Annotated in this window: 19 protein-coding genes; 9 read left to right on the forward strand and 10 right to left on the reverse strand. The window is 35.9% G+C overall.

The window, feature by feature from the left end:
• Nucleotides 1–10: 10 nt before the first annotated feature.
• The 4 genes from MP478_RS05330 to MP478_RS05345 all read right to left on the reverse strand — a co-directional run bounded on the left by MP478_RS05330 (nt 11) and on the right by MP478_RS05345 (nt 8,079).
• Nucleotides 11–2,095: a M13 family metallopeptidase gene (locus tag MP478_RS05330; RefSeq protein ID WP_257199838.1), complete on the reverse strand. Its 2,085-nt coding sequence runs from the start codon at nt 2,093–2,095 to the stop codon at nt 11–13.
• Between the two features lie 456 nt (nt 2,096–2,551).
• On the reverse strand, nt 2,552–4,117 hold the full coding sequence (locus tag MP478_RS05335; RefSeq protein ID WP_257190391.1) for a hypothetical protein: 1,566 nt from the start codon (nt 4,115–4,117) through the stop codon (nt 2,552–2,554).
• A gap of 159 nt (nt 4,118–4,276) precedes the next feature.
• Nucleotides 4,277–6,334, reverse strand: a complete 2,058-nt coding sequence (locus MP478_RS05340) for a M13 family metallopeptidase (RefSeq protein ID WP_257199839.1) — start codon at nt 6,332–6,334, stop codon at nt 4,277–4,279.
• A 494-nt stretch (nt 6,335–6,828) separates the two neighbouring features.
• Nucleotides 6,829–8,079 carry a CinA family nicotinamide mononucleotide deamidase-related protein gene (locus MP478_RS05345; protein WP_257199840.1) on the reverse strand — a complete coding sequence of 417 codons (1,251 nt, stop codon included), beginning with the start codon at nt 8,077–8,079 and terminating at the stop codon, nt 6,829–6,831.
• Between the two features lie 115 nt (nt 8,080–8,194).
• Here MP478_RS05345 and MP478_RS05350 point away from each other — a divergent pair, with 115 nt between their 5' ends.
• The gene (locus MP478_RS05350; RefSeq protein WP_230037859.1) at nt 8,195–8,668 is read left to right on the forward strand and encodes a hypothetical protein; all 474 of its coding nucleotides are present in this window, start codon (nt 8,195–8,197) and stop codon (nt 8,666–8,668) included.
• A 36-nt stretch (nt 8,669–8,704) separates the two neighbouring features.
• Here MP478_RS05350 and MP478_RS05355 read toward each other — a convergent pair whose 3' ends face one another.
• From MP478_RS05355 to MP478_RS05365, 3 genes are all read right to left on the reverse strand, one after another.
• On the reverse strand, nt 8,705–9,247 hold the full coding sequence (locus MP478_RS05355) for a lipocalin family protein (RefSeq protein ID WP_257199841.1): 543 nt from the start codon (nt 9,245–9,247) through the stop codon (nt 8,705–8,707).
• A 73-nt stretch (nt 9,248–9,320) separates the two neighbouring features.
• Nucleotides 9,321–10,055 (reverse strand): LytTR family DNA-binding domain-containing protein, encoded by a 735-nt coding sequence (locus MP478_RS05360; protein ID WP_230037863.1) that lies wholly within the window; start codon nt 10,053–10,055, stop codon nt 9,321–9,323.
• A gap of 167 nt (nt 10,056–10,222) precedes the next feature.
• Nucleotides 10,223–12,007 carry a histidine kinase gene (locus MP478_RS05365; RefSeq protein WP_257199842.1) on the reverse strand — a complete coding sequence of 595 codons (1,785 nt, stop codon included), beginning with the start codon at nt 12,005–12,007 and terminating at the stop codon, nt 10,223–10,225.
• Nucleotides 12,008–12,199: 192 nt separating this feature from the next.
• On the opposite strand from MP478_RS05365, the gene MP478_RS05370 reads away from it, so the two are divergent.
• From MP478_RS05370 to MP478_RS05380, 3 genes are all read left to right on the forward strand, one after another.
• The gene (locus MP478_RS05370) at nt 12,200–13,951 is read left to right on the forward strand and encodes an amidohydrolase family protein (RefSeq protein ID WP_257199843.1); all 1,752 of its coding nucleotides are present in this window, start codon (nt 12,200–12,202) and stop codon (nt 13,949–13,951) included.
• Between the two features lie 212 nt (nt 13,952–14,163).
• Entirely contained in the window at nt 14,164–14,838 is a 675-nt protein-coding gene (locus MP478_RS05375; protein WP_230037869.1) for an SIMPL domain-containing protein, read from the forward strand.
• A 153-nt stretch (nt 14,839–14,991) separates the two neighbouring features.
• Nucleotides 14,992–16,593 carry a mucoidy inhibitor MuiA family protein gene (locus MP478_RS05380; protein WP_257199844.1) on the forward strand — a complete coding sequence of 534 codons (1,602 nt, stop codon included), beginning with the start codon at nt 14,992–14,994 and terminating at the stop codon, nt 16,591–16,593.
• 953 nt (nt 16,594–17,546) lie between these two features.
• Here the strand turns inward: MP478_RS05380 and MP478_RS05385 are convergent.
• On the reverse strand, nt 17,547–18,752 hold the full coding sequence (locus tag MP478_RS05385; protein ID WP_257199845.1) for an FAD-binding oxidoreductase: 1,206 nt from the start codon (nt 18,750–18,752) through the stop codon (nt 17,547–17,549).
• 117 nt (nt 18,753–18,869) lie between these two features.
• Between MP478_RS05385 and MP478_RS05390 the strand changes: the two genes are divergently transcribed.
• The gene (locus tag MP478_RS05390) at nt 18,870–19,250 is read left to right on the forward strand and encodes an STAS/SEC14 domain-containing protein (protein WP_230037875.1); all 381 of its coding nucleotides are present in this window, start codon (nt 18,870–18,872) and stop codon (nt 19,248–19,250) included.
• A 70-nt stretch (nt 19,251–19,320) separates the two neighbouring features.
• On the opposite strand, the gene MP478_RS05395 is transcribed toward MP478_RS05390, so the two are convergent.
• On the reverse strand, nt 19,321–20,517 hold the full coding sequence (locus MP478_RS05395) for an MFS transporter (RefSeq protein WP_257199846.1): 1,197 nt from the start codon (nt 20,515–20,517) through the stop codon (nt 19,321–19,323).
• A 179-nt stretch (nt 20,518–20,696) separates the two neighbouring features.
• Between MP478_RS05395 and MP478_RS05400 the strand changes: the two genes are divergently transcribed.
• Nucleotides 20,697–20,885, forward strand: coding sequence for a hypothetical protein (locus tag MP478_RS05400; RefSeq protein ID WP_257199847.1), 189 nt, complete (start codon nt 20,697–20,699; stop codon nt 20,883–20,885).
• A gap of 71 nt (nt 20,886–20,956) precedes the next feature.
• The gene (locus MP478_RS05405) at nt 20,957–21,595 is read left to right on the forward strand and encodes an AraC family transcriptional regulator (RefSeq protein ID WP_257199848.1); all 639 of its coding nucleotides are present in this window, start codon (nt 20,957–20,959) and stop codon (nt 21,593–21,595) included.
• A gap of 303 nt (nt 21,596–21,898) precedes the next feature.
• Here the strand turns inward: MP478_RS05405 and lipA are convergent, their stop codons facing one another.
• Nucleotides 21,899–22,765 carry a lipoyl synthase gene (gene lipA, locus MP478_RS05410; protein ID WP_027374985.1) on the reverse strand — a complete coding sequence of 289 codons (867 nt, stop codon included), beginning with the start codon at nt 22,763–22,765 and terminating at the stop codon, nt 21,899–21,901.
• Nucleotides 22,766–22,984: 219 nt separating this feature from the next.
• Between lipA and MP478_RS05415 the strand changes: the two genes are divergently transcribed.
• Together MP478_RS05415 and MP478_RS05420 are read left to right on the forward strand one after the other, a co-directional pair.
• Entirely contained in the window at nt 22,985–23,422 is a 438-nt protein-coding gene (locus tag MP478_RS05415; protein ID WP_230037880.1) for a DUF6526 family protein, read from the forward strand.
• A 195-nt stretch (nt 23,423–23,617) separates the two neighbouring features.
• On the forward strand, nt 23,618–24,724 hold the full coding sequence (locus MP478_RS05420; protein ID WP_257199849.1) for a DNA topoisomerase IB: 1,107 nt from the start codon (nt 23,618–23,620) through the stop codon (nt 24,722–24,724).
• The last annotated feature ends 8 nt before the right edge of the window (nt 24,725–24,732 follow it).

The following is a 24,732-nucleotide window of genomic DNA, read 5'->3' on the forward strand; positions in this document are numbered from 1 at the left end:
TTTGGTATTACTACCAGATTTTTATTCTGTCCTGAGGAGCTTTATACATTTTGTCACCAGGTTTGATATCAAATGCTTTGATAAATGCATCCTGATTAACTAATGGTCCAAATGCCCTGTACACTCCCGGAGAGTGAGGATCTGTTTTTACCTGATTGATCATATACTGATCTGTAGCTTTTGTTCTCCAGACGGTAGCCCAGCTTAAGAAAAATCTCTGATCCTGAGTGAATCCACTGATCTTACCTGGATTTCCTTTATCTTTTAAATACATTTGAAGGGCATCATAAGCTACAGATACACCTCCTAGGTCACCGATATTTTCTCCACTTGTAAATTTACCGTTTACAAAACTTCCTTTTACAGGTTCATACGCATTATATTGAGCTGCAAGCTGTCCTACTTTTGCATCAAAGTTCTTACGGTCAGCATCTGTCCACCAGTTATTAAGATTTCCGTCACCATCGAAACGGGAACCACTGTCATCAAATCCGTGAGAGATCTCATGTCCAATAACGGCTCCAATTCCCCCGAAATTCACGGCTGCATCTGCTTTAGGGTTATAGAAAGGAGGCTGAAGGATTGCTGCAGGGAATACAATTTCATTATTTGATCCGCTGTAGTATGCATTTACAGTTTGTGGAGACATTCCCCATTCTGTTTTATCAACAGGTTTTCCTACTTTGTCTAAGCTTCTCTGATACTGCCATGCCGCTACATTCTGAAGGTTGGAATATAATGTTGCTCCCTTATTGGTAGCTTCCACTTTCAACTGGGAATAATCTTTCCATTTATCAGGATAAGCGATCTTTACTGTAAATTTAGAAAGTTTTTCCTGAGCTTTTACTTTTGTTTCAGGAGACATCCAGTCTATATTGGCGATATGCGTTTTAAATGATTTTAAAAGGTAATCGATATACGTTTCCATCTGCTGTTTTGCTTCCGGAGTAAAATATTTTTCAACATATAATTTACCGAACGCTTCCCCAAGAACACCGTTAACCATTGTAAGGCCTCTCTTGTTCATTGGACGCTGCTCTTTCTGTCCCTGCAGATATTTTGCATAGAAATCAAATCTGATTTGTTCTAAACTTTCATCTAAATTACTTGCATTACCGTTAATAAGGTGATATTTCAGATAATCTTTTAAGAGAGGAAGGTTTTTTGGCGTTACAAACTGATCCATATTCTGATAATATTTCAGTTCTCCGATGATTACCCTGTCTGTATTTACCCCTGCATCTTTTAAATATTTTGCAAGGTCTATGTTTTTCACAAGCCCCGGAAGCTCAGATACATTTTTAGGATTGTATCTCAGGTTAGCATCTCTGTTCTGCTCAAGAGTCAATAAATAATTGGCAAGTTGTTTCTCGAAATCAACCACATTCTGCCCTGCCTGAGCTGAATTTTTATATCCTAAAACCCCGAATAATTTTCCGACATATGCCTGATATTCTGCTAAAGTTTTAGTATTTGCTTCGTTTACTTTCTGATAATAATCTCTTCCCAAACCAAGATCCGGACCTCCAAGATATACAGCATTCATTTTAGAATTCTTCATATCTGCGCTTACCCGCCAGCCATAGAAAGAATTATCTCCTAATCTTGTTGCTTCCAGAAGGTACTTCTGAAGATCATTAAGGTTTTTAATGGCATCAATTTTTGTTAAATCACTTTTTATAGGTGATAAACCATCTGCATTTCTTTTGCTGGTATCCATAAAAGAAGCATACAGATTCTGAATTTTCTGCCCTTCAGTTCCTTCAGCATATTTTTCGGATAAAATCTTGTTTAAGATATCCAGTGAAGCATCATCCACATTTTCCCTCAATGCATTGAAAGATCCCCAATTGGCTTTATCAGAAGGAATCTGAGTGTTTTTCACCCAATTTCCGTTCACATAGCTAAAAAAGTCATCCTGTGGACGCACATTGGTATCCATATATGATACATTGATTCCCTCATCTTTTACCGTCTCAGCAATTACTGCCGTAGCTTCAGTTTTTGTATCTGTCCCTGCAGTCTTCGTTGTACCACAAGAATTAAGAAATACAAGACCTGAAAGGGCAAGTATTCCAATATTTAGCTTTTTCATTAAAGATATTTTTGATTTTACACAAACTTATCAAATATACAAACTTTACTGATAATAGTTGAGGGATAATTAAAAAATGATGGAGTATAATTAGTTGAGAGATTTGGGACATGAGACTCGGGTATAATGTGGAGATTGGGTTTATTTTAGGTTTTGGCTAAAGCCTAATGTATGGGTGTTTATGAAGAAAGCGGACTAAAGTCCGCTTCTATTGATGGGTGATATGTGGATGGTATCTGCATTCGTTATAGACCACCCCGTCAAATCAAAGATTTGACACCCCTCCGGAGGAGGGGAATGATGGAGGTCTTTCATTTACAGATATGGGTAAAGCACCCGCACTTCTAACTTCTAACTTCTAACTTCTAACTTCTCCTTTAATCCCTACAAAAACAAAAACCGTTCATTGCTGAACGGTTTGTATGATTACCAGATTTTAATTCCGGATTCTAAAAATTAAATTAGACGTACCTCTCCTGTTATTTTTATAATATCTGAGCCTTCAGACACCGGTCTTTTAATATTGATGGTACCATCATTATTGTTAATATGAGATTCCAAAACTCCTGTGGCTGACACTCCGGAAGCATTAAATTCATAAAAGATATTTCCTACAAAAAAACCTTTATAATATCTGATTCCTGACTGAACATTTACTTCAAGATTCACGTAAATAATCTGCGTCCATGTATTCTTTATCTTCGTTTTAAGATGTAAAAAGCCAGGCTGTGAAGAGTCCAACTCAAATCCTGACGGACCATCATATCCTCGTGTATATTGTCCTGAATAATTTCCTGGAATCAGACCTTTTCCATTTCGGATATTGGCTAAGTAAGAAGGGAACTTTGTTTTAGCATTGATATTAAAATTAGCTCCAAAATTGTCTATTAAAAGATCATTAATAGAATTTCCATGAATCGTATCAAAACTCATTTCCATTCCGTAACCATAATCATTTTCAATATTTTCAAATAGCTGTTGATAGTCTGTCATTCCAATAAACGTATTATTAGGTAACAGATGTACACTATTCAATGGCAATCCTTTATATTTTATAAGTTTGTGCTGGGGTTGTACAAATCTGATATAATTATTATCTATTGTAAAATTATTAATATAATCATTAAATTCAAAAGCTCTGTCAAAGCCTTCAAGGTATGAATTGACAATTGAACAGTTATATACAGAAGAGTTAAATTGAATTCCTGTTGTGACTCCTTCAATGGATACAGCATCAAAATGACAAGCCGTTAAAGGACCATCAAATTTATATCCCACTAAAGAATTGGCAGCTATCAATGAACGGAAAATATTCAGATTCATTTCACCTGAAAAAATAAAACGCTCACCTATTCTTGTATCATGCTGATGGGTGGTTCTTAAATCATCAAAAACTGTATAATAATTATTGATTGACTTCAGTAGAGTTGAAAAATTGGCTGAAGAAATGTTAAATAATTTACAACCCTGATGCCAGTTTTTAATAATCAAAGCAGGATTGGTAACATCATAAAAAGTGGTCTGAAGGGAAAAGTTTCCAAATTTAATTCCCTGAGACATGCTATTATCCTTATCTGTTTCTATTGAGCTGATTAATTGACCATTCTTATAATACCCAGACTTAAACACAGTGACATCAGCTTTTATTAAAAATATAGATTCATTAAAATCGTACGTTTTAGATAAAAAGGCAAAATCAGGATGCTGCGGAATTAAAATAGTGTCAGAAATAACATAGGTTCCTTTACCCGCAGTAACCGATAATTTAAATTGATCTGCAATAATAAAAGCTTGCTGAATAGCAGCTGTACTATCAATGATACCCTGTGGTGATGCACCAAACCACCTGATATCTACACGACTGTCTTCCAGTACTCTTCTGTAGTAAACATTTCCAACTTTTTTGAAAAGAATATCATCACAGTAGCTATCAATAATTGGAATATTGTCATATGTTTTATCTGTCTCTATAAAAGTTACCCATTCTCCGATATACGGATCATTAATTTCAATTGTATTCATCTTATTATTTTTATTATTTGGTAGCGAAATAATACATCTTGCAAGATTTACTTCTGAAATCAAAGATATTTATGGGTAGCGACAAAACCCGTCGTGTTATAATTTTAAAAACAAAAAATCACCTAAAATTTAGGTGATTTTTTATGTTAATAATAGGTATTACCAGATTTTAATTCTTTCTTCAGGAGCTTTGTATAGCTTGTCTCCTTTTTTCACGTCGAATGCTTTGTAGAATGAATCAACATTGATCAGCGGGCCGAAACTTCTGAAGTACCCCGGAGAGTGCGGATCCGTCTTCACCTGATTGATCATGTATTTCTCACTTGATAACGTTCTCCAAACGGTTGCCCAGCTTAAGAAGAATCTCTGATCCTGAGAGAATCCACTGATTTTCCCTGGGTTTCCTTTATCTTTTAAGTACATCTGAAGAGCGTCATATGCAATATTTACACCCCCTAAGTCAGCGATATTTTCACCATTTGTGAAAGTACCGTTTACAAAAGTTCCTTTTACGGGTTCATATTTATCATATTGAGAAGCAAGAGCTTTTGTAGCTTTTTCGAAGTTGGCTTTATCTTCCGGAGTCCACCAGTCTACTAAGTTACCGTCTGCATCAAACTGAGCACCTGAATCATCAAATCCGTGGCTCATTTCGTGACCGATAACGGCACCAATTCCACCGAAGTTTACAGCAGCATCAGCTTTAGGGTTGAAGAATGGCGGCTGAAGGATTGCAGCAGGGAACACGATTTCGTTGTTTACCGGGTTATAGTAAGCATTTACCGTTTGTGGAGTCATTCCCCATTCTGATTTATCAACCGGCTTGCCAATTTTAGCTAGATCTTTATTGTACTGCCATTCAGCAATATTCTGAAGATTTTTGTATAATGTTCCTTCTTTAGATTCAGGAGTAATTTCTAATTTTGAATAATCCTTCCATTTGTCCGGATAAGCAACTTTCACTGTAAATTTGTTCAGTTTCGTCATTGCTTTTGCTTTTGTAGTAGCAGACATCCACGCTAAGTTATTGATGTGAACAGCAAAGCTTTTCTTTAAATAGTCGATCAGTTCTACCATTTGAGCTTTAGCTTCTGCAGGGAAATATTTTTCAACATACAATTTACCGAAAGCTTCTCCCAGAGAACCATTAATCAGCTCAAATCCTCTTTTGTTTAAAGCTCTCTGCTCCTGCTGACCTCTAAGATATTTACCATAGAAAGCAAATCTCATATTTCCAAGGTTCTCACTTAAGTAAGAAGCACTTCCGTTGATCAGGTGAAATTTTAAATAGTCTTTGATGATAGGAAGGTTTTTAGCATTCACTAATTGATCAAAGTTTTTATAATACCCTAATTCTCCGATAATTACTTTATCAGAATTCACCCCTACTTTTTTAAGGTAAGCAGGAAGGTCAACTCCTTTTACCAAAGTGGAAAGCTCAGCCATTGTCTGAGGGTTATACTGAAGGGTATTATCACGGCTCTGCTCGTTTGTAAGATAAGTTTTAGCGATGCTTTTCTCATAATCAACGATACCTTTTGCTGCTTCATCAGCATTTTTGTACCCTAATTCTTTAAGCATAGAAGCTACATATTTCTGATATTCAGCAATAGCTTCTGTATTTTTTTCGTTTACTTTCTGATAGTAGTCTCTTCCTAAACCAAGAGATGCTTCACCCAAGTAAACAGCGTTCATTTTAGAGTCTTTTAAATCTGCATATACTCCCCATCCGTAGAAATTATTCTCGCCTTCTTTAGTTACAGAAGCAAGATAATTCTGAAGATCGGCAACATTTTTGATGGCATCAATTTTAGTCAGATTTCCCTGAATAGGCTTGATTCCGTCTGCATTTCTCTTCTGCATGTTCATATATGTAGCATACAGGTCCTGGATTTTTTTACCCTCACTTCCGTCAGCAAATTTATCTTTCAAAAGCGAGTTCAGGATCGTCATAGAGTTGTTATCCGTATCTTCAGCTAATTTGTTGAAACTTCCCCAAGTTGGCTTATCAGAAGGAATTTTGGCAGTTTTCATCCAGGTTCCACTCACGTAGTTATAAAAATCATCCTGCGGACGTACAGAAGTATCCATAAGGCTAATATCCAAGCCTATATCTATGCTGTTTACAACTGTTTTAGTTACTTTAGCCTGGGCATTCACTGTATTTTGTGAACATATTCCTGCTAATAAAAACAAAGAAAGCGTTAGTTTTTTCATTATGATAACAATTTATACAATATGTATGATTTATTTACTATTTGTTACTTTTTTATAAAAACAAATTTAAACAAATATTAAGAAGTTGCTATCTCTTTTACATTTCCTGTTCATTTCAGGAATCTCCAGGCCTGTATTTCGCCTTTCAGAGCTTTTCTTAAACTTTTAAACAGTACGATATACATCAGCCATCGGTATCCAAATCTCTGCGGAATAACATACGGCAGATTCGTTAATCTTTCACGCTGCATCATAAAGGGAAAAGGAATATCAGTAATAGCTAATATTTTGCTTCCATTTCCGGATAAAATTCCAAAAAAAACAATGACGCCAGCCAGCAGTGAGAAAAAACGGGATAATATATTGGAATAAGAAGATATTAGGCATCGCCCAAAGCCCCAATCCTTTATTTTAGGGTTAAGAAAGGTCTGTTTCTGCTCAGAAATAATCTTCTGAACCCTTATATTTTATGCTGTAAAAAAAGAGGCGATCTATTAAGAATTTACTAAAAGACTTACCAAATCCTGGATAACCTTTTGAGAAACGAAATCCATAAAATCTACTCTCTCCAGATGTGGCATATATAATTTAGAAGTTACCTCCTGATCATTAATCCTGATGGTATAAAAAACGGTTCCTACTTCTTTACCGTCTTCACCTTTTCCCGGACCTGCAACACCGGTTGTAGAAAGAGAGATATGGCTGTCAAATAATTTCTGAACACCTTCTGCCATTTCCTGTGCTACCTGTTCACTGACTACCGTAAATTGGTCTATCGTTTCCTGAGAAACATTTAAAATCTTCACTTTTTTCTCTGTGGCATAGGCTACTACCCCACCAAGAAAATATTTTGAACTTCCGGAGACGGAAGTAATCATTTTAGCAAGCCCGCCTCCTGTGCAGCTTTCTGCAGTAGAAATCGTCAGTTTTCTATCAGTAAGCATTTCCGCCAGGATATTTTCAATTTTATCTTCAGATGTTGCAATAACATGATCTTTTATCAGTGGAAGCAGCTTCTGGATTTCCTCTTCAGTCTGCTGTTTCAGAAAATCTTCGTTATCACCGGATGCTGTAAGCCTAAGTTTAACCCGTGTTCCCACCGGAAGATAAGACAGGGCCATATTTTCAGGAAGAGCAAGTTCCCAGTTTTCAATGGTATCAGCCAGGATACTTTCAGGGATTCCGACCACGGAAACAATGCGGCTATGGATATAATTAAGGTTAAATTTTTCCTGTAAATAAGGGATAATCTGGTCTTTGATGAGTGGTTTCACTTCATAAGGAACACCCGGAAGGCTGTAGCATAATTTTCCGTTCTGTTCCATCATCATGCAGGGTGCCGTCCCATAATGATTTTGAAATACGACAGATTTTGTGGGAACAAAAGCCTGCTCTTTATTCCTTTCAAGGATATCCTGTCTTCCTCTTCTTTCCATATATCCCTTCAGATGGTTAAAAGTAACCTCATCCAGGGCAATTTCATCATTAAAAAATTCAGCCAGTGCTTTTTTGGTTTTATCATCTCTGGTGGGTCCCAGCCCGCCGGTTGTAATGATTAAGTCTCCAAGCTCCAAGGCGATTGCAAGTGTATTTTTAATGGTTTCAATTTCGTCCGAAATTGTAAATATCTGAGAAACTTTAATACCTATATTTTTAAGTTCAGAGGCAATAAAATTAGAATTGGTATCTATTGTATTTCCGGAAAGGATTTCATCCCCAATAGTAATCAGAACAGCTTTTTCCATAGATCAGTTTGTTGAAAAAATTCTCCTGCAAATGACGGAAAAATCTATGGCTGCGGCAACATAAAATGATTTTTTCTATTTTTGATGTCAATTATTTAAAACTATAATTAAAATTATGTCTAAATACGATGACGCCTCATGGCATTATGGCGGTGATTTTCCTGAAGAGCTTCCTGAAAAAAACGGAGCTACCCATACAGGGATGTTTCTGAACTGGTGTATTAACAATGATCTTATTTCTGATGATTTAAAAGAAGATGGTAAAGAAGAAATTGAAAAACTAAAACGAAGAGAAATTACAGGTGCCGAGTTTATTATGGATTCCTGTGAAGGTAAATTTTCTGAGTATGACCTGAATGAATTAGGAAATAGTTTTGCAAAAGATTACTATGCAGATGATACTGATTTTGGGAACAGATTCAGCTCATTTGCCGATGACTATGTTAATATTTTTGATGCGAAGGCTGAAGAGAATGATTATGAATATGAAACGTTTTATCATATTGAAGATACTTATGAAAACTACGATCTGATGAGGCTGGTTATTGATCATCGTTTTGAAGAGTGGAAAGAGTATTCTAAAAAATAAGAGAAAAGGGCCAGTCAGATGATTGGTCCTTATTATTTATTGATTATGTTTCACCCAGATAAGTTCGTCTGTATTATATCCTAATTTCTTTGCTTTTTCTATGAATCTTTGGCGCATACTTTCAGGAATGTTAGGCGTTCTGGATAAAATCCAGAGGTATTTTAAACTGCTTCCTGCCACCAGGGCATACTGATATTCTTCATCAATATCAATCACATTATAGCCTGCCCAAAACGGCTTAAAGAATGCCACTTTCAGCCTGGCCTCTGTTTTATCTTTTACAAATCTGGCTTCACCAATGGCTTCTTTCCATTCTTTTTTCACGTAATTATAGCCCTTATTGTTTACCCTTACTGTTCCATCCGGATTTTCTGAATATTCTGCGGTGACATTATCCATATCCCTTTCGAAACGGTAATCAAAACGGGCTATTTCATACCATCTTCCGAGATATTTTTTGATATCAAAATTCTTTACCACTTTAGCACCTGTGGGAACTCCCACCGAATAGGAATTAAAAATGATCAATCCGAGTGCTCCCAGTGAAACGGGAAGTATAATTTTGTGAAGAGTTTTCATAACAGAAAATTTTGCGTGGTTCTTATAAAAACTTCAAAAATAATGCCTTTACGCTGTTAAAGATTGGTAAATTCTATGAAAAAACTTTCAGAAAACCATCTTTAAAACTACCGGAAACTTCAATCTCCGTATCATCAGAAAGCATTACTGTTCCACTTTTATGATAAGATTTTACAAAATCTGTATTGATAATATGGGAGCGGTGCACTCTTACAAAAGGGTTTTCCAGCAAATCATCAAAATGTTTTAAAAAACGGCAAACCATTTTTTTGGAACCATCAGTAAGATATACCTGAGTAAAATTACCATCTGCCTGAAGCCGGACAATATCCTCCGTTTTCACCACATCAAAGCCTTGTAAGGTGGGAAGTATAAGCTGTTGTTTTTCGGGTTTCAGCTTTAAATTTTCAAGCAGAATTTTATTCCTGTTGAGCTCATCTTTTTTCTCAAGGCTCTCCACAACTTTGTTGACTGCCAGAATGAGCTCCTGGATATCAATAGGTTTTAAAATATAATAACTTGCTGACTTATTTAAAGCCTGTAATGAATACTGTGAGAATGCTGTAATGAAAATGGTTTCATAGGAAAATTCTTTAGTTGCTTCCAGAACATCGAAAGCATTTCCAAAAGGCATCTCTACGTCTAAAAACACCAATTGTGGCTGTTTCTCAGCAATCAGGGGAACCGCTTGTTTTATATTTTCTGCTTCGCCAAGAATTTCCACCTGCGGACAATACTTAGTAATATAATTTCTCAGCACTTCTCTGGCTATGAGTTCATCGTCTACGATTACGGCTTTTATTTTCATAGGATAGGTTTTTTAATAGGCAACAGCTAGTAGGTGGCAGGTAATAATTTGAAGATCACAACCGGAATTGTTTATTCGTTTTTAAATTTTAATGTTTAGTATGTAGTTTTTGTACAGTTCCGGAGCATAGAGAAGACAATGTTAATAAATACTTCATGTCAATGCATTTACATGAGGTTAATTTTTATAGTCACCAGCACTCCACTGCTATTCTCTTTGTCTTTTACACTACAGGTTATATTTTTTTTATACAGGTCATTCAGCAGCTGTATTCTTTCCAGTGTGTTTTTCATTCCTCTGCCTTCTCTTGTTTTTTGATGCTCGGTTTTCTGTTTTTTACTTTCTTCAATTCCTATTCCATTATCTTCAATAGTCACCTTTACATATTGCTCTACTTTTTCAAAATTTAGTTTTAAAAATCCTTTTTCAGTTCTGTAGCGCAATCCGTGCCAGATCGCATTTTCAAGAAATGGCTGTACAAGCATTCCGGGTACCAGCTGGCTTTGTACATTCAAGTTATCATCTATATCAACTTCATAATCAAATTTGTCTGCAAACCGTGTTTTTTCCAGGGCAAGATAGTTCTGAAGAAGATCCAGCTCCTGTTGGAACGGGATAAAATCTTCTGTAGAGTTTTCCATTACCCCCCGCATCAGCTTAGAGAATTTTGTCAGATACTGGTTGGCTTCCAGTTCGTTATTGGTGGCTATAAAATGATTAACGCTGTTCAGGCTATTAAAAATAAAATGAGGATTCATTTCTCTTCTTAGCGACTGAAGGGCAATCTTCTTATTTTTGGTCTGAACTTTTTTCAGGGTCCTGAAAATAAAAATGATCAGGCCTGTCAACAGGATCAAAGCTCCAATCAGACCATAATTGAAAACATTTTTCTTGCGGATCAGCTCATCTTTCAGTTCTCTTTCTTTTTCGAGCTGAGAAATCCGCTGTTCTGTATCTTCCAGAATTTTATTGTCTACCAGACTTCTGTCTTTGGAAACCAGATCAGGAAGTTTTCCTAAAAAGTCTCTGTACAACGACACTGAAGCATCTGTATTTCCTGCTATATTGTAAAGGCTGTCCAGTTTTTTCACACTTTTTTGTGCTTCCAGTGTATGTCCTTTATCTAAAGCAATACCATAGGCATTTTTCAATAAGGCAACAGCCTCCTCTGTATCGTTCTTTTTTATATAAATATCTGCCAGTTCCTGAATCTGATTAACTTTCTCCTGAGAATCATCTTTTACGAAGTCTTCTTTCATCACCTTCTTTTTGGCCGCTATCGCTTTATCAAAATTTTTATTTTCAACATACAGATTCGCCAGCTTCTGATTAATTTCCAATGCCTGTTGTGGAGCCTCTTTTTTTGAAATCTTATAAGCAGCATTCAGGTTATCTTCAGCTTTAGAGACCTCATTCCGTTGTATATTGACATCTGCTAACTGGCTATATCCTTCTGCTAAACCGGTCTGCTCTTTTTCTTTTCTGATGAGATTGATATTACTCTGGATAGCTTCAGTCTTTTGCTCAGGTGTAGGAGAAGAAAGTCTGGTCACATCATTGGAATTAACGGCTCTGCTTTTTTCAGAATACCCCACTTGTGCTGCCATACTGTAATTGCTGATAGCGGGTGATATTTTATTCTGCTTTTCCTGAGACTGGGCTAATCTTCGGGTTACTTTTTCAATATTGGGTTTATCGTTAACCTTTTCATAGATCTTTTTAGCTTTTGTATAGTATTCTTCGCTTTTCGGAAAGTTTCCGTCATTGAAAAATGTTTCCCCAATATTATAGTAAGAATCAGCCTGAGCAGGTTCATTTTGGGTATCAATAGCTTTTTTCAGCTTCCTAGTTTCTACCTGAACTTCTTCCACAGCCTTAGTACTGCTTTGAGAATAGGTGCTATTTCCCAAAATCATTAGTAAAAGGATCGTAAAAAGTCTAAGTATTTTCATAAAACAAAGATATACATATATATAGTCTGCTCAAAAACTATTCACCAAGCGAAGCTGCCCGTTCACCAAGTTGAGTCCTCTAAGAAAAATCAATACCTTCAGGACTTCAATCTTCATAAAAAACACAAAACATTATATTTCAAATCAATAAGGCTTTATTATATTTGTATCCTCACCTCACTGTATAATATCATGAAAAAATTTCAAATAGCATTAGCTGTTATTCTGTGTTTCAACAGTATCCGGGCTCAGATCTATATTCAAAATGTAACCGTCGCAGATGTAATTCATAAGAAAATGATTCCCGCTCAGACGATCATTATGAATAATGGAAAGATTACCAAAATAAAACCAAGCAAACAGATTAACATACCCCAGAATTCACACGTCATCAATGGTGAAGGTAAATATCTGATTCCGGGAATGACAGATGCCCATATCCATTTTTTTCAAAACGGAGGTTTATATACAAGACCTGATGCACTTGATTTGAGAAAACATGTTCCGTATGAGGAAGAGATCAGCTGGGGACATGATAATATGGAAAACCTTCTTCAGTATTATCTTAAAGCCGGGATAACTTCTGTGATTGATCCCGGGGCTACCTACAATTTTCTTCTTCTCAGGGATTCTTTACAAAAGAATAAAAGATTACCCACGGTCTATATGTCCGGACCTCTTATTACCACCTATGAGCCTGAAGTTTTTAAAAACCTCAGTAAAGATGAACCTTTTAAGCTGGCGCTAACGGCAGAAGAAGCCAGAAAATGGGTACAGGAACAGCTTCCTTATAAACCAGACTTTATCAAGATATGGTATATTGTTTTAGGAGATGCCAAAAAAAAGAAAGAGGAAGCCCAAAAACTGGAACCTGTAATAAAGGCTACTATTGAAGAAGCCCACAAAAACAATCTTAAAGTAGCAGTACATGCTACAGAACGTTTTACAGCAGAAACAGCAGTGATGAACGGTGCTAATTATCTTGTTCATAATATAGAAGATGAAGTGGTTTCGGATGATTTTGTAAAACTTTTACAGTCTAAAAAAGTGATCCTATGCCCTACCCTCACCGTAATGGACAATTATTACGACACCTATGCACAGAAGAAAAACTACAATACTTATGAACTTGAGCATTCCAATCCGAAAAGTATTGGTTCTATGTATGATTTAAAGCATCTGAAAGATACCTCAGATTCTGCAATGATAAAGAAATATAAACTAAGATTCAATTCTCCTCAGATAAAGGCCTATGTTTCAAAAACAGATTCTATCAGGAGAATTAACCTGAAGAAACTGACCGATGGCGGAGTAACGATTGCTGCCGGTACAGATGCCGGAAATATTGGAACCCAGCATGGCACTTCTTTTATCAACGAACTTAAAGCTATGAAGGAAAGTGGTATGAACAGCTGGCAGCTTCTACAGTCGGCAACCATCAATCCGGCTAAAATTCTTAATAAAGAAGCTCAATATGGCAGTATAGAAGAAGGAAAAGTTGCAGATCTTATTCTGTTGAATGCCAACCCTATTGAAAACCTGGAAAACCTTACCCAGATTGATACTGTTATCAAAAACGGACAGCCCCTGAATCCCAATACAATACCGGAAACAACAAATGAAACATTGGTTCAGCAACAGGTAAATGGCTATAATGCCAGAAATATAGATGCCTTTCTGGAACCTTATGCAGAAGATGTGGAGCTGTATTCATTTCCTTCCAAACTATTAAGCAAGGGAAAAGAAGCGATGAGAAAGAGCTATGAGAAATTATTTGCCAATCATCCTGACCTTCATTGTGAAGTCAGACAGAGAATCACCAACCTAAATACCATTATTGATAGAGAAAGTGTTTCCGGGGTAAAACCGGATAAAAAGATAGAAGCTACCGCTATTTACGAGATCAAAAATAATAAAATAGCAAAGGTTTATTTTCTGTATTAATTTAATTTCATTCCAATAAGGAAGCTTATTATGAGCTAAAATAATAATTTAGCAGCTTAGTCTTTTTAAAGCAGTCTTATGTAGAGATTGCTTTTTTGTACCCGTTCACCAAGTGAAAGTTCCTTTTCACCAAGTCTTCCGGTTTTCAGTTTCAGATCTCCCTAATTTTACTTCAGAATTTAAAATTATTTACAATTAAAAAACAGGAAATTATGAAATTGAAACATTTTTTATTAATCGGAATTTTAACTTTGGGGAGCTTTGTAAACGCTCAGGAAGTAAAGAAAAACGCAATTGAAGTAACCGGTGTTGCCGAAATGGAGATAGAACCCGATGAAATCATTTTCAGTATCGGAATAAAGGCAGACAACAAAAATGAACTGGCAGACAATGAAAAGAAATTGTTTGAAACCTTAAAGAATGCCGGAGTAAAGAATGAAGACATCAAATTTAAATCGATGTATCAGAATATATACTCTAAAACGGCCAAGTTCACTAAAAGCTATCAGTTTAAAGCCAATACAAAATCAAACATCAGTAAGATTTTTGAAGACCTCAATCAGAAATGGGTAAGCAGCCTGAATATTGCAGAGGTAAAGAATACCAAGATTGCAGATTTCAGAAAAACAGTAAAAATCAATGCCTTAAAAGCAGCCAAAGAAAAGGCAGATTACCTGTTGGAAAGTATGGGTAAAAAAACAGGAAATGCTATTGAAATTATAGAAATAGAAGATTATACCAGTGATACTATAATGCCTGTTGCCTACAAAGGGAGAATGAACAGTGTACAAATGGAGATGGCAGATGCTGCGGTAGATTATTCTTTTGATAATATTGAAAACATCAAACTGAAATACAGTATCAAAACAAGATACGAAATCCTTTAAAAATAACAGATGTAAGAAGACAGCCTCAAAAGGGCTGTTTTTCTTTTTTATGCTTTATCAGATTTACCAAGTGAAACCTGCATTTCACCAAGTCTCCCGAATTTCAGCCTTAAATAGGGATAATTTTACTCTAGAAATTCAAAATAATAAACGATGAAACGTTATTTTTTACTATTAATGACATTTTCAGTTGCCTTTTTAAAAGCACAGGAAATAAAGAAAGAAATTGATGTAAAGCAGGCTACCGTATTTCTACAAGGGGCAAAAGTCTTTGGAAATACTAATGTGAGCCTTCAAAAAGGAATCAATAAGGTAAGAATTATCAATCTTCCCAATAATCTGGATGAGAATACGTATAAAATCAATCTTGAAAAAAATACAACACTTCTTTCCATTACGCCCCAAAATAATTTTTTGAAAGATGATGAGCTGTCTGATGGTGAAAAGAAGCTGGAAGATGACAGAAAAAAACTTCAGCGACAGGTGAATCTTTTGAATATTCAGGTGAAAAACCTGACGGGAGAACAGAATATCATCAATGATAACTTAAAAGTATCAGCCAATGATAAATCTACTCCTCAGGAACAGCTTGTTAAGCTCACTGAGTTTTACAGAAAGAGAATGCTGGAAATTGATAACCAGGTCTTTTTACTGAATGAGCAGAAAGATGTTCTCGACGAAAGTATTGCCAAGCTTAATAAACAGTCTGCTGAGGAGCAAACGCACAAAAATACCAACAGAAAAGAGCTCCTGCTTGAAATTCTTGCTGATTATGACACCAGTCTGAATTTAGGGGTAAGCTATATTGTTTCAGATGCCGGCTGGGTCCCTTCTTATGATCTGCGTGCAGAATCTGTAAAAAAGTCTCTTGAAATGATCTATAAAGGAAAAATTTATCAGAAGACCGGACAGGACTGGAAAAACATCAAGCTGTTTGTCTCCACCTATAGACCTTCCTATAACCAAAACAGACCTATTTTATCTCCATTGTATGTTGCTGAATATACACCTTACAATCCTCAGATAGAAGTAGCAGGTTATCAAATTAAAAAAGAGGCTGCTGCAGTAAATGCCTACCAGATGAGAGCAGATAAAGCGATAACACCAAGCCAGGTTCCTATAGCTTCTGTTTCTGACAGCCAAATGAATGTGATTTATGAACTTAATTACAATCAGACTATTGTAAGTCAGGAAAAAGAACAGTATGTTATCCTTGATAAAAAGCAGATTGATGCCACTTACAAATACCATACAGTTCCGAAAGTAAACAACCAGGTATTCCTGATGGCTTTTGTGAAAAACTGGCAGCAGCTCAACCTTATTACGGGAGAGGCAAACATCTATTTTGACGATAATTATATTGGAAAAACAACCATCACCAGCAATTATGTAAAAGATGAATTCCCAATTTCTCTGGGTGTAGATGAAAGAATTACGGTAAAAAGGAGTAAACTGGAAGATAAGACATCCCAAAAAGCAATGAATTCTAATAAATGGGAAACAGAATCTTATCAGATCAGCATCCGAAACAATACCAAAGAAAGTATTGAACTGGAAATTCTCGATCAACTGCCGATCAGTGAGAACTCTAAAATTTCGGTTAAGGCAGTAGAAACCGGAGGCGGAAGTCTTGATGAAAAAACAGGAAGTATTCTCTGGAACAAAAACATCAGCTCGGGAGGTTCGGAAAAAATAAACTTCTCTTATGAAGTAAAGTATCCAAAAGATATGCAGATCCAATATTACAGCAGATAACTTTAAAACCGATGGCTCAATTTTAGTCATCGGTTTTTTTATAAACAGCTTACTTTACTATAACCACAAAAGTCACAAAAGATTTTGAACACTTAAGTTTATTTTAAGTGACAAGCTTTGCGTATAGAAGTGCACTTAAGTTTTGAAAATCTGTGATTTTCATGGATATCACGATGAATATTACAATGGAAGACGTGATATTCCTTTCCTCTGGAGGGGTGGCGAAAATTCAAAGAATTTTTGACGGCCTGGTTAAAACTACACTCACAAAATTAATTTAAAGAGTTATTAAACAGTCTGTTTGTCATTCCGCAGGAATCTCCACAACGTATTTTCTTTACATCATCTAGATTCCTTCTGAATGACAAAAATTACACTCTAGCCACAATAGAAGATTCAACGTAGTTAAAAGGCACAAAAGCTTTTAAACACTTAAGCTTATTTAAGTGACAGGCTTTGCGTATAGAAGTGCACTTAAGTTTTTGAAAATCTGTGATCTTCATGGATATCATGATGAATATTACAATAGGAAATGTGATATTCCTCTCCTCCGGAAGGTGGCGAAAATTCAAAGAATTTTAGACGGCCTGGTTAAAACTACACTCACAAAATTAATTTAAAGAGTTATTAAACAGTCTGTTTGTCATTCCGCAGGAATCTCCACAACGTATTTGCTTTACATCATCTGGATTCCTTCTGAATGACAAAGATTACACTCTAGTCACAATAGAAGATTCAACGTAGTTAAAAAGCACAAAAGCTTTTAAACACTTAAGCTTATTTAAGTGACAGGCTTTGCGTATAGAAGTGCACTTAGGTTTGAAAATCTGTGATTTTCATGGATATCATGATGAATATTATAATGGAAGACGTGATATTCCTCTCTTCCGGAGGGTGGCGAAAATTCAAAGAATTTTTGACGGCGTGGTCTTACAACAACTTACCTCCCCTCATTACCTTCCAAATTTAAAATAACGCGATAGGGCATGTTTCTTATTTTTCATAAACAACGAAGCCATTTCCATTCCTGTTACGGAAAAGGTAATTCCATTTCCACCAAAACCCAGAACAAAATATGAATTTTTAAATTTTTTATGTTCTCCTATATAAGGAAGTCCGTCTTTAGTTTCCCCAAAAGTTCCCGCCCAAACGAAATCGGGATAAAAATGATAATCCGGCTTTATTTTCTTTAGGGTTTTCAGTATTTCTTTTTCCTTTTTATCTAATAGGGCATCTCTTTTCTCTGCATTATAAAAGTCTTCATCTCCTCCTCCTATTAAGAGCCTTCCATCATCGGTAGTTCTCATATACAGATAAGGGTTATCAGTATTCCAGACTAGTGTATTGCTGATATTTTTAAATTTATCTGTATCAATTTCTGAAACAACAGCGTAGGTACTTTTCAGGTTTACAAAATTTTCTTTTAACAGGTTTTTACTTTCATAACCAATACAGTAGATAATTTTCTTTGCTTTGATCTGAAATCCACTATCGACAGTCACCAGGTTAAACCCTTTATGATAGTCTACTTTTGTCATCCCGGTCTTATCGAAAATTTTCAATCCTTTCTTTATATTATGTCTGAATAATTCATGAGCAAATCGAAAAGCATCGATACTGGCACCCTGTCTGGATATAATTCCGCCATAAGTATTTTCAAATCCAAATTGGTTCAACACCTGTTCTCCGTCCAGCCATTTCACTTCAAAACCTGCATTCTTTCTGGCTTTACACTCTTTTTTCAGCCATTCAGCATCTTTTTTTCTGGACGCAAAATACAGTGATTTTTTCCGTTTGAATCCTGCATCAGATTTTATTAATGCTGAAAGCATCTCAATGGTATCAATAGCATCAGAGCAGGCTTTGTAACTTAAAACCGCAGCCTTTTCTCCTATCTTTTCCTGTAATTCAAAAAGAGGAATATCTATTTCGTACTGCAGCATGGAGGTAGTAGCTGAGGTACTTCCGTTACACAGTTCCCTTTTATCAATAAGAATTGTATCATATCCATCTCTTACCATCTGATGGGCAATAAGGCTTCCTGTAATTCCGCCACCAATGATAAGTACATCACATTTTTCATCTGATTTCAGAGAGGGATAAGAGGCGACAAGTCCATTCTTTAAAAGCCAAAAAGGTTCGTTAGATTTGAGATTCATATTTATATTTTACATTAAAAATAACAATATTTACAGGAATTTTAACAACTTATTGGCAACTTATGGTTTAATTATTGTAGTTGCCTTTAAAATCAAACCACCATAAAATATTTTACTATGATAACAATTATTCCAGAAGCTCCGGAAAATGTTGCTGCATTCAATGCAACGGGAGAAGTAACGAGAGAGGATTTTGAAAGACTGGTAATTCCGCATGTAAAAGAAAAAGTAGATCAATTTGGCGAGCTTAATTATTTACTGTACCTGGATACTGATCTGGATAAATTTACCATAGGTGCATGGCTTGAAGATGCTCTTTTAGGATTAAAAAACCTTACCAAATGGAACCGTACAGCTATTGTCACAGACAAGGAAGGTGTACAGAATTTTACAGACATTTTCAGTGTCGTTATGCCGGGAGAGTTTAAATCTTTCCCAAAAGAAAACTTATACAATGCGCTCTACTGGTGTAAAAACGGAAATGAGGTAGAGGTATAAACCTATTTACAAAAAAAAGCTGTTTCCCTATGGAAGCAGCTTTTTGTATAGAGAATAAAATCTTTTCTTTTTATTTGTCACATGAAACACATTCTGTAACAGTTTCTTCAGTAGATGGTTTACCGTACAAATACATATATCTTACGCTTACCACAACACCTATAAAGGTCATTCCCACCCCTACCAGAGCTGGATAATTGAAAGGCAGCCCATATTCTAATGGAATTCCTCCAAAGAAAGCTCCCATAGCATTGGCAATATTAAAGCCGGCCTGCATAAAGGCAGCAGCCATCATTTCGCTATTGGGTGCTGCTTTCATCATCATGATATTAATGGGTGAAGCAATAGACATTGACAGTGCTCCACACATGAATGTAAGTATAAGAGCAGTATTCTGATGTTCAGAAAGGAAAAATACTCCTGTAAGAGAGATCATCATCAGAAAAATCAGTAATGCGCAGGTTTTCTCCGGACCAAGCTTATCTGAAACCACACCGCCCACAAGGTTACCCACTACCATTCCGGCTCCGGCAAGAACCATTACATAGGCCATCTGACTGCTTTGGATCCCCGAAATCACGGTCATTAAAGGAGTGATATAACTAAGCCATGTGAAAAGGCCTCCAAATCCAATTGCTGTAATGGTAAGCACCAGCCACGCCTGTTTATTCTTCAGGAATTTCAGTTCTTCCAGGAAATGGGTATTCTGATTGGATTCCATCGCAGGAAGCCACAGCTTTAAAAACAATATAGCAAAAAGCCCAATCACGGCTACAATTGCAAAATACAGCCTCCAATGGAATGTATGGCCAATATACGTCACCAGAGGAACCATGACGAGGTTCGCAACGGTAAGCCCTGTAAACATCATGGATATATAAAATGCTTCTTTGCCCTTTCCTGCCATTTTAGCTGCCACTACTGTTCCCACTCCGAAGAATGCCCCATGAGGAAGTCCGGACATAAATCTTATGATCAGCATAGAGGTATAGTTTGGAGCAATAGCAGAAAGCCCGTTAAATAAAGTAAACAGGATCATAAAAGCCATCAGTACCTTTTTTGGAGGAAATTTCACCGAGTATCCGATAAGAATAGGTGCACCAATTACCACACCCATTGCATAAGCAGAAATTAAATGTCCTGTTTGAGGAATCGTAATCTCCAATGTCTTTGCAATATCCGGCAGCAATCCCATCACCGTAAACTCTGTAGTTCCTATTCCTAATCCACCTATCGCCAGCGGGATTATCCTTTTATCAATCTTCATTATATGTTCTTTTTTCTGATTTTATTTTTTATAAATTAAAAATGATAATCACCTTTACTTCTGAAAGTGCAAAAATCGAAAGAAATATTGAATTTCACTGCTCTTGAAATGATAAAAATTTGCTCCATATTAACCTTTTTGTTTAATTTTAAATTCAGAAACAATCAAATCAGAACAAAATGAAAATCCAGAAAGAAATTATAATGTTTGATAAAGGGAAATCTTTCAAACTTTTCTCACCTTCTTTGAAAAATTGTTTTTTCTGGCATTATCATCCTGAAATAGAGCTTGTTTATGTAGAAGCCACCAATGGAATCCGACATGTAGGAAAAGATATTCCGGCTTTACAGAAAGTGATTTGCTGTTGATAGGTTCCAATGTACCTCATCTGAATTTTGATTACGGTATTCAGACAGAATGTAAACAGCTTGTATTGCAAATGCATGAAAATTTCCTTCAGGATATTATTCTGCCTGTTCCGGAGTATGAAGAGATCAAAAATCTGTTGGAGAGATCTTATCTTGGATTATCCTTCTCCGGAGAAACAAAAAAAATAATTGTAGAAAGGCTTCAGTCTATGAAAGAAAAAAATTCTTTTGCATCCCTCATCGGACTGATGGAAATTCTGCAGATCCTTGCAAATTCTACAGATGTAAAAGAACTCAATAAAGAAGACACCAGAATAAAATGGTTTTTGAATGACAAGATCAGAATGGGAACCATCTATGACTATATCCATGAAAATTATGACCGGAAACCTAATGTGAATGAAATTGCAAAGATAGTCAGCCTGAGTACTCCTGCTTTCTGCCGTTATTTTAAAAAGCAAACGAATATGACTTTTACAGATTTCGTGAATAATTACAGAATTAACCAGGCCAAAATATTTCTGCTGAAAGATTGTTCTGTAACGGAAGTCTGTTTTCAGGTGGGATTTGAAAGCCTGTCCTATTTTAATAAATTATTTAAACAGCACACCGGAGAAACACCGTCTGAGTTTAAGAAAAAACAATTTAAACCTATTGAGATCAATGGAAGGATCGGAATTATTACCAAGGAATCTTCATGTAATAAATAATCCCGAAGATTTTTAGGTTTCGGCTAAAGCCACATTGATTGGATCTATATATAAAATGGGCTAAAGCCCATTCCTATTGAATTTTAATAGTAAAATATTTATATTCTTTATTCTTTATTCTTTATTCTTTATTCTTTATTCTTTATTCTTTATTCTTTATTCTTTATTCTTTATTCTTTATTCTTTATTCTTTATTCTATTAAAAAAGTCCATCCTATCCACCCGGTAGCCTAACCTATACCCTATTATCCGTCACCTACTCATATATAAAAAGCCGTTCAATTCTGAACGGCTGTATATTTTCTAGTGAATATGTTTTTCTGCGTGGTAAGAACTTCTTACAAGAGGTGAGCTCTCAACATGTCTGAATCCTAAGCTTCTTGCAAAATCTCCAAACTCATCAAACTCTTCCGGAGTAATGAATTTTTTTACAGGAAGGTGTTTCTTAGTAGGCTGAAGATATTGCCCAAGAGTAATGACATCTACATTTGCATTTCTGATGTCTTCAATCGTTTGAAAAACCTCATCTCTGGTTTCTCCCAGACCAAGCATCACACCGGTTTTGGTTCTTCTTTGTCCTGCTTCTTTCAGATATCTTAAAACCTCAAGGCTTCTTTCATATTTTGCCTGAATTCTCACTTCTCTGGTTAACCGTTTTACGGTTTCCATATTATGAGAGATTACTTCAGGAGCAACTTCCACTAATCTGTCAAGGTGTTTGGTAATTCCCTGGAAGTCCGGAATCAATGTTTCCATTGTGGTTCCCGGAGAAATTCTTCTTACAGCATTTACCGTTTCACCCCAAAGGATAGATCCCATATCTTTTAAATCATCGCGGTCTACAGAGGTAAGAACGGCATGTTTGATTTTCATTAATTTGATGGAACGGGCAACTTTTTCAGGTTCATCCCAGTTTACATCAAGCGGTTTTCCTGTTTTTACTCCACAAAATCCACAGCTTCTGGTGCAGATATTTCCCAAAATCATGAAAGTGGCGGTACCCTCTCCCCAGCATTCTCCCATATTGGGGCAGCTTCCACTTTGGCAAATTGTGTTTAGTTTATATTTATCAACCAAAGTTCTAAGTTCCCGGTAGTTCTTTCCGGTAGGAAGTTTTACGCGGATCCATTTTGGTTTTTGAACGGTAGTGTCTTGAACTGAATTTTCCATTTCTAAAATTGAAGTTCAAAGTTAAGGATTTTTTAATGGAAACCATCTACCGGAAAAATTGATGAAACTGATAATTCAACAATAAAGTTTTAATTTTCAACAGGAATCATACATTAAAACATTTATTATAAATTCTTTATAATATTATTTTCATACCACAAAACAATATTTATTATTAATAATATAATTTTTTGGAAAGATTATTGCTGTATTCCATCCATGAAAGAACAAAGCTACAGGAATCACAGGAAATTTTATACCCCTCATCATTTCATATATCTTCCCATATTAATTGTATTGGAAATTTTAGGAATTTATAAAATCACAGATGATCCGGGAAACCAACTGATCTGGGTTTTGTTTTCAATTGTGATTTTTCTGCTTTTTTATCTCGCATTTATGACCAGGCAGCATTATGCTTTGGGGCTTCAGAACCGCATGGTCATTCTGGAATTTAAGCAGCGGTATTTTGAAATTTTCAATAAAAGGTCTGATGAGATTGTTGAAAAATTAAAGTTCGACCAAATTGCTGCCCTGAGATTCACTTATGATGATGAATTTAAAGAACTTTTATATAAAGCACTTGATCAGAATATTTCCGGTGATGAAATCAAAAGATCTATAAAAAACTGGAGGGCTGATCTTCTCAGAGTCTAACACCTAAAATATATTCTTATGAAAAAATGGAGCATTTACAGCATAGCGATATTAAGTTTGCTAACACTCACAAGTTGTGAAGCAGTAGAAACAATTTTTAAGGCAGGAATGTGGTGGGGAATTATCTTAGTCGGCGCAATAGTAGTGATTCTTTTACTGATTTTTTCGAAGGGTAAAAACTCTTAACCATGTCTTATGGAGAAGAATGCAGATTTAGAAATCATTTCTCACCTTAAGCCTTCAAAAATTGTTAAAATCATGAAGGATCCGGAAGCATCTGCAAAGGCGGTACATCTTATATATACCACCGATGCAGAAACTGCCGGAATTACGCGTAAAAAAACAGGAAAGAAATATTCTTATTATAAGGACGGCGAAAAAATTAAGGATAAAGAGGAAATTACCAGAATTAATAAGCTGGTCATTCCGCCGGCCTGGGAAAACGTTTGGATCTGTGCGCTGGACAATGGCCATCTTCAGGCCACAGGTTTTGATGTAAAGAGAAGAAAACAATACCGCTACCACCCTCTTTGGAGTGCTTTAAGAAATCATACGAAATTTTACAGGATGCTTCAGTTTGGATATGCATTACCCAATATCCGTCTTCAGCTGGAACAGGATCTGGCTTTAAGGAATTTTGAAAAACGGAAGGTATTGGCGTTAATTGTAAGCCTGATGCAGAGAACCAACATCCGTATCGGCAATAATGTATATGAAAAACTATATGGATCTTTCGGGCTTACCACACTGAAGGATAAACATGTTGAAGTAAAAGGGCAAAAAATCAGTTTTTCATTTAAAGGAAAAAAAGGCATTCAGCATCATATTGATCTTAGGAGCAAAAAACTGGCAAGACTTGTCCAAAAATGTAAAGATATTCCGGGGAAAGAGCTTTTTCAATATTTTGATGGTGAAGGCACGCGCCACTCTATAGATTCCGGGATGGTAAATGAATATATCAAAGAAATAAGTGGTGAAGATTTTACAGCAAAAGACTTCAGAACATGGTCCGGAACGGTAAGTACCCTGATCGCTTTTAAGGAAATAGGGTATGCTGAAAATGATACTCAGTATAAGAAGATGGTAAAAGAAGCACTGGATATCGTTGCCAAACATTTGGGTAATACTATCGCTGTCTGCAGAAAATATTACGTACATCCTCTGGTGATTAATCTCTACGAAAATAATACCATAAAAAAATACCTTGACGAGTTAGATGTCATTGAAGAGAATGATGGCAAAGCCGGCCTTACCCAGGAAGAAAAGCTTGTTCTTAAAATTCTGGAAAATGAAAAGATGTAAAGGAAATA

This window comes from Chryseobacterium sp. WG14 (assembly GCF_024586945.1).
Classification (GTDB): Bacteria; Bacteroidota; Bacteroidia; order Flavobacteriales; family Weeksellaceae; genus Chryseobacterium.

Coding starts and splice junctions, on each gene's coding strand:
- MP478_RS05395 (WP_257199846.1), bottom strand. CDS start 20,517: ATGAAGATTGATAAAAGGATAATCCCGCTGGCGATAGGTGGATTAGGA.
- MP478_RS05365 (WP_257199842.1), bottom strand. CDS start 12,007: ATGAAAATACTTAGACTTTTTACGATCCTTTTACTAATGATTTTGGGA.
- MP478_RS05415 (WP_230037880.1), top strand. CDS start 22,985: ATGAAAGAACAAAGCTACAGGAATCACAGGAAATTTTATACCCCTCAT.
- MP478_RS05375 (WP_230037869.1), top strand. CDS start 14,164: ATGAAATTGAAACATTTTTTATTAATCGGAATTTTAACTTTGGGGAGC.
- MP478_RS05385 (WP_257199845.1), bottom strand. CDS start 18,752: ATGAATCTCAAATCTAACGAACCTTTTTGGCTTTTAAAGAATGGACTT.
- MP478_RS05370 (WP_257199843.1), top strand. CDS start 12,200: ATGAAAAAATTTCAAATAGCATTAGCTGTTATTCTGTGTTTCAACAGT.
- MP478_RS05340 (WP_257199839.1), bottom strand. CDS start 6,334: ATGAAAAAACTAACGCTTTCTTTGTTTTTATTAGCAGGAATATGTTCA.
- MP478_RS05335 (WP_257190391.1), bottom strand. CDS start 4,117: ATGAATACAATTGAAATTAATGATCCGTATATCGGAGAATGGGTAACT.
- MP478_RS05360 (WP_230037863.1), bottom strand. CDS start 10,055: ATGAAAATAAAAGCCGTAATCGTAGACGATGAACTCATAGCCAGAGAA.
- MP478_RS05390 (WP_230037875.1), top strand. CDS start 18,870: ATGATAACAATTATTCCAGAAGCTCCGGAAAATGTTGCTGCATTCAAT.
- MP478_RS05400 (WP_257199847.1), top strand. CDS start 20,697: ATGAAAATCCAGAAAGAAATTATAATGTTTGATAAAGGGAAATCTTTC.
- MP478_RS05345 (WP_257199840.1), bottom strand. CDS start 8,079: ATGGAAAAAGCTGTTCTGATTACTATTGGGGATGAAATCCTTTCCGGA.
- lipA (WP_027374985.1), bottom strand. CDS start 22,765: ATGGAAAATTCAGTTCAAGACACTACCGTTCAAAAACCAAAATGGATC.
- MP478_RS05350 (WP_230037859.1), top strand. CDS start 8,195: ATGTCTAAATACGATGACGCCTCATGGCATTATGGCGGTGATTTTCCT.
- MP478_RS05380 (WP_257199844.1), top strand. CDS start 14,992: ATGAAACGTTATTTTTTACTATTAATGACATTTTCAGTTGCCTTTTTA.
- MP478_RS05355 (WP_257199841.1), bottom strand. CDS start 9,247: ATGAAAACTCTTCACAAAATTATACTTCCCGTTTCACTGGGAGCACTC.
- MP478_RS05405 (WP_257199848.1), top strand. CDS start 20,957: ATGCATGAAAATTTCCTTCAGGATATTATTCTGCCTGTTCCGGAGTAT.
- MP478_RS05420 (WP_257199849.1), top strand. CDS start 23,618: ATGGAGAAGAATGCAGATTTAGAAATCATTTCTCACCTTAAGCCTTCA.
- MP478_RS05330 (WP_257199838.1), bottom strand. CDS start 2,095: ATGAAAAAGCTAAATATTGGAATACTTGCCCTTTCAGGTCTTGTATTT.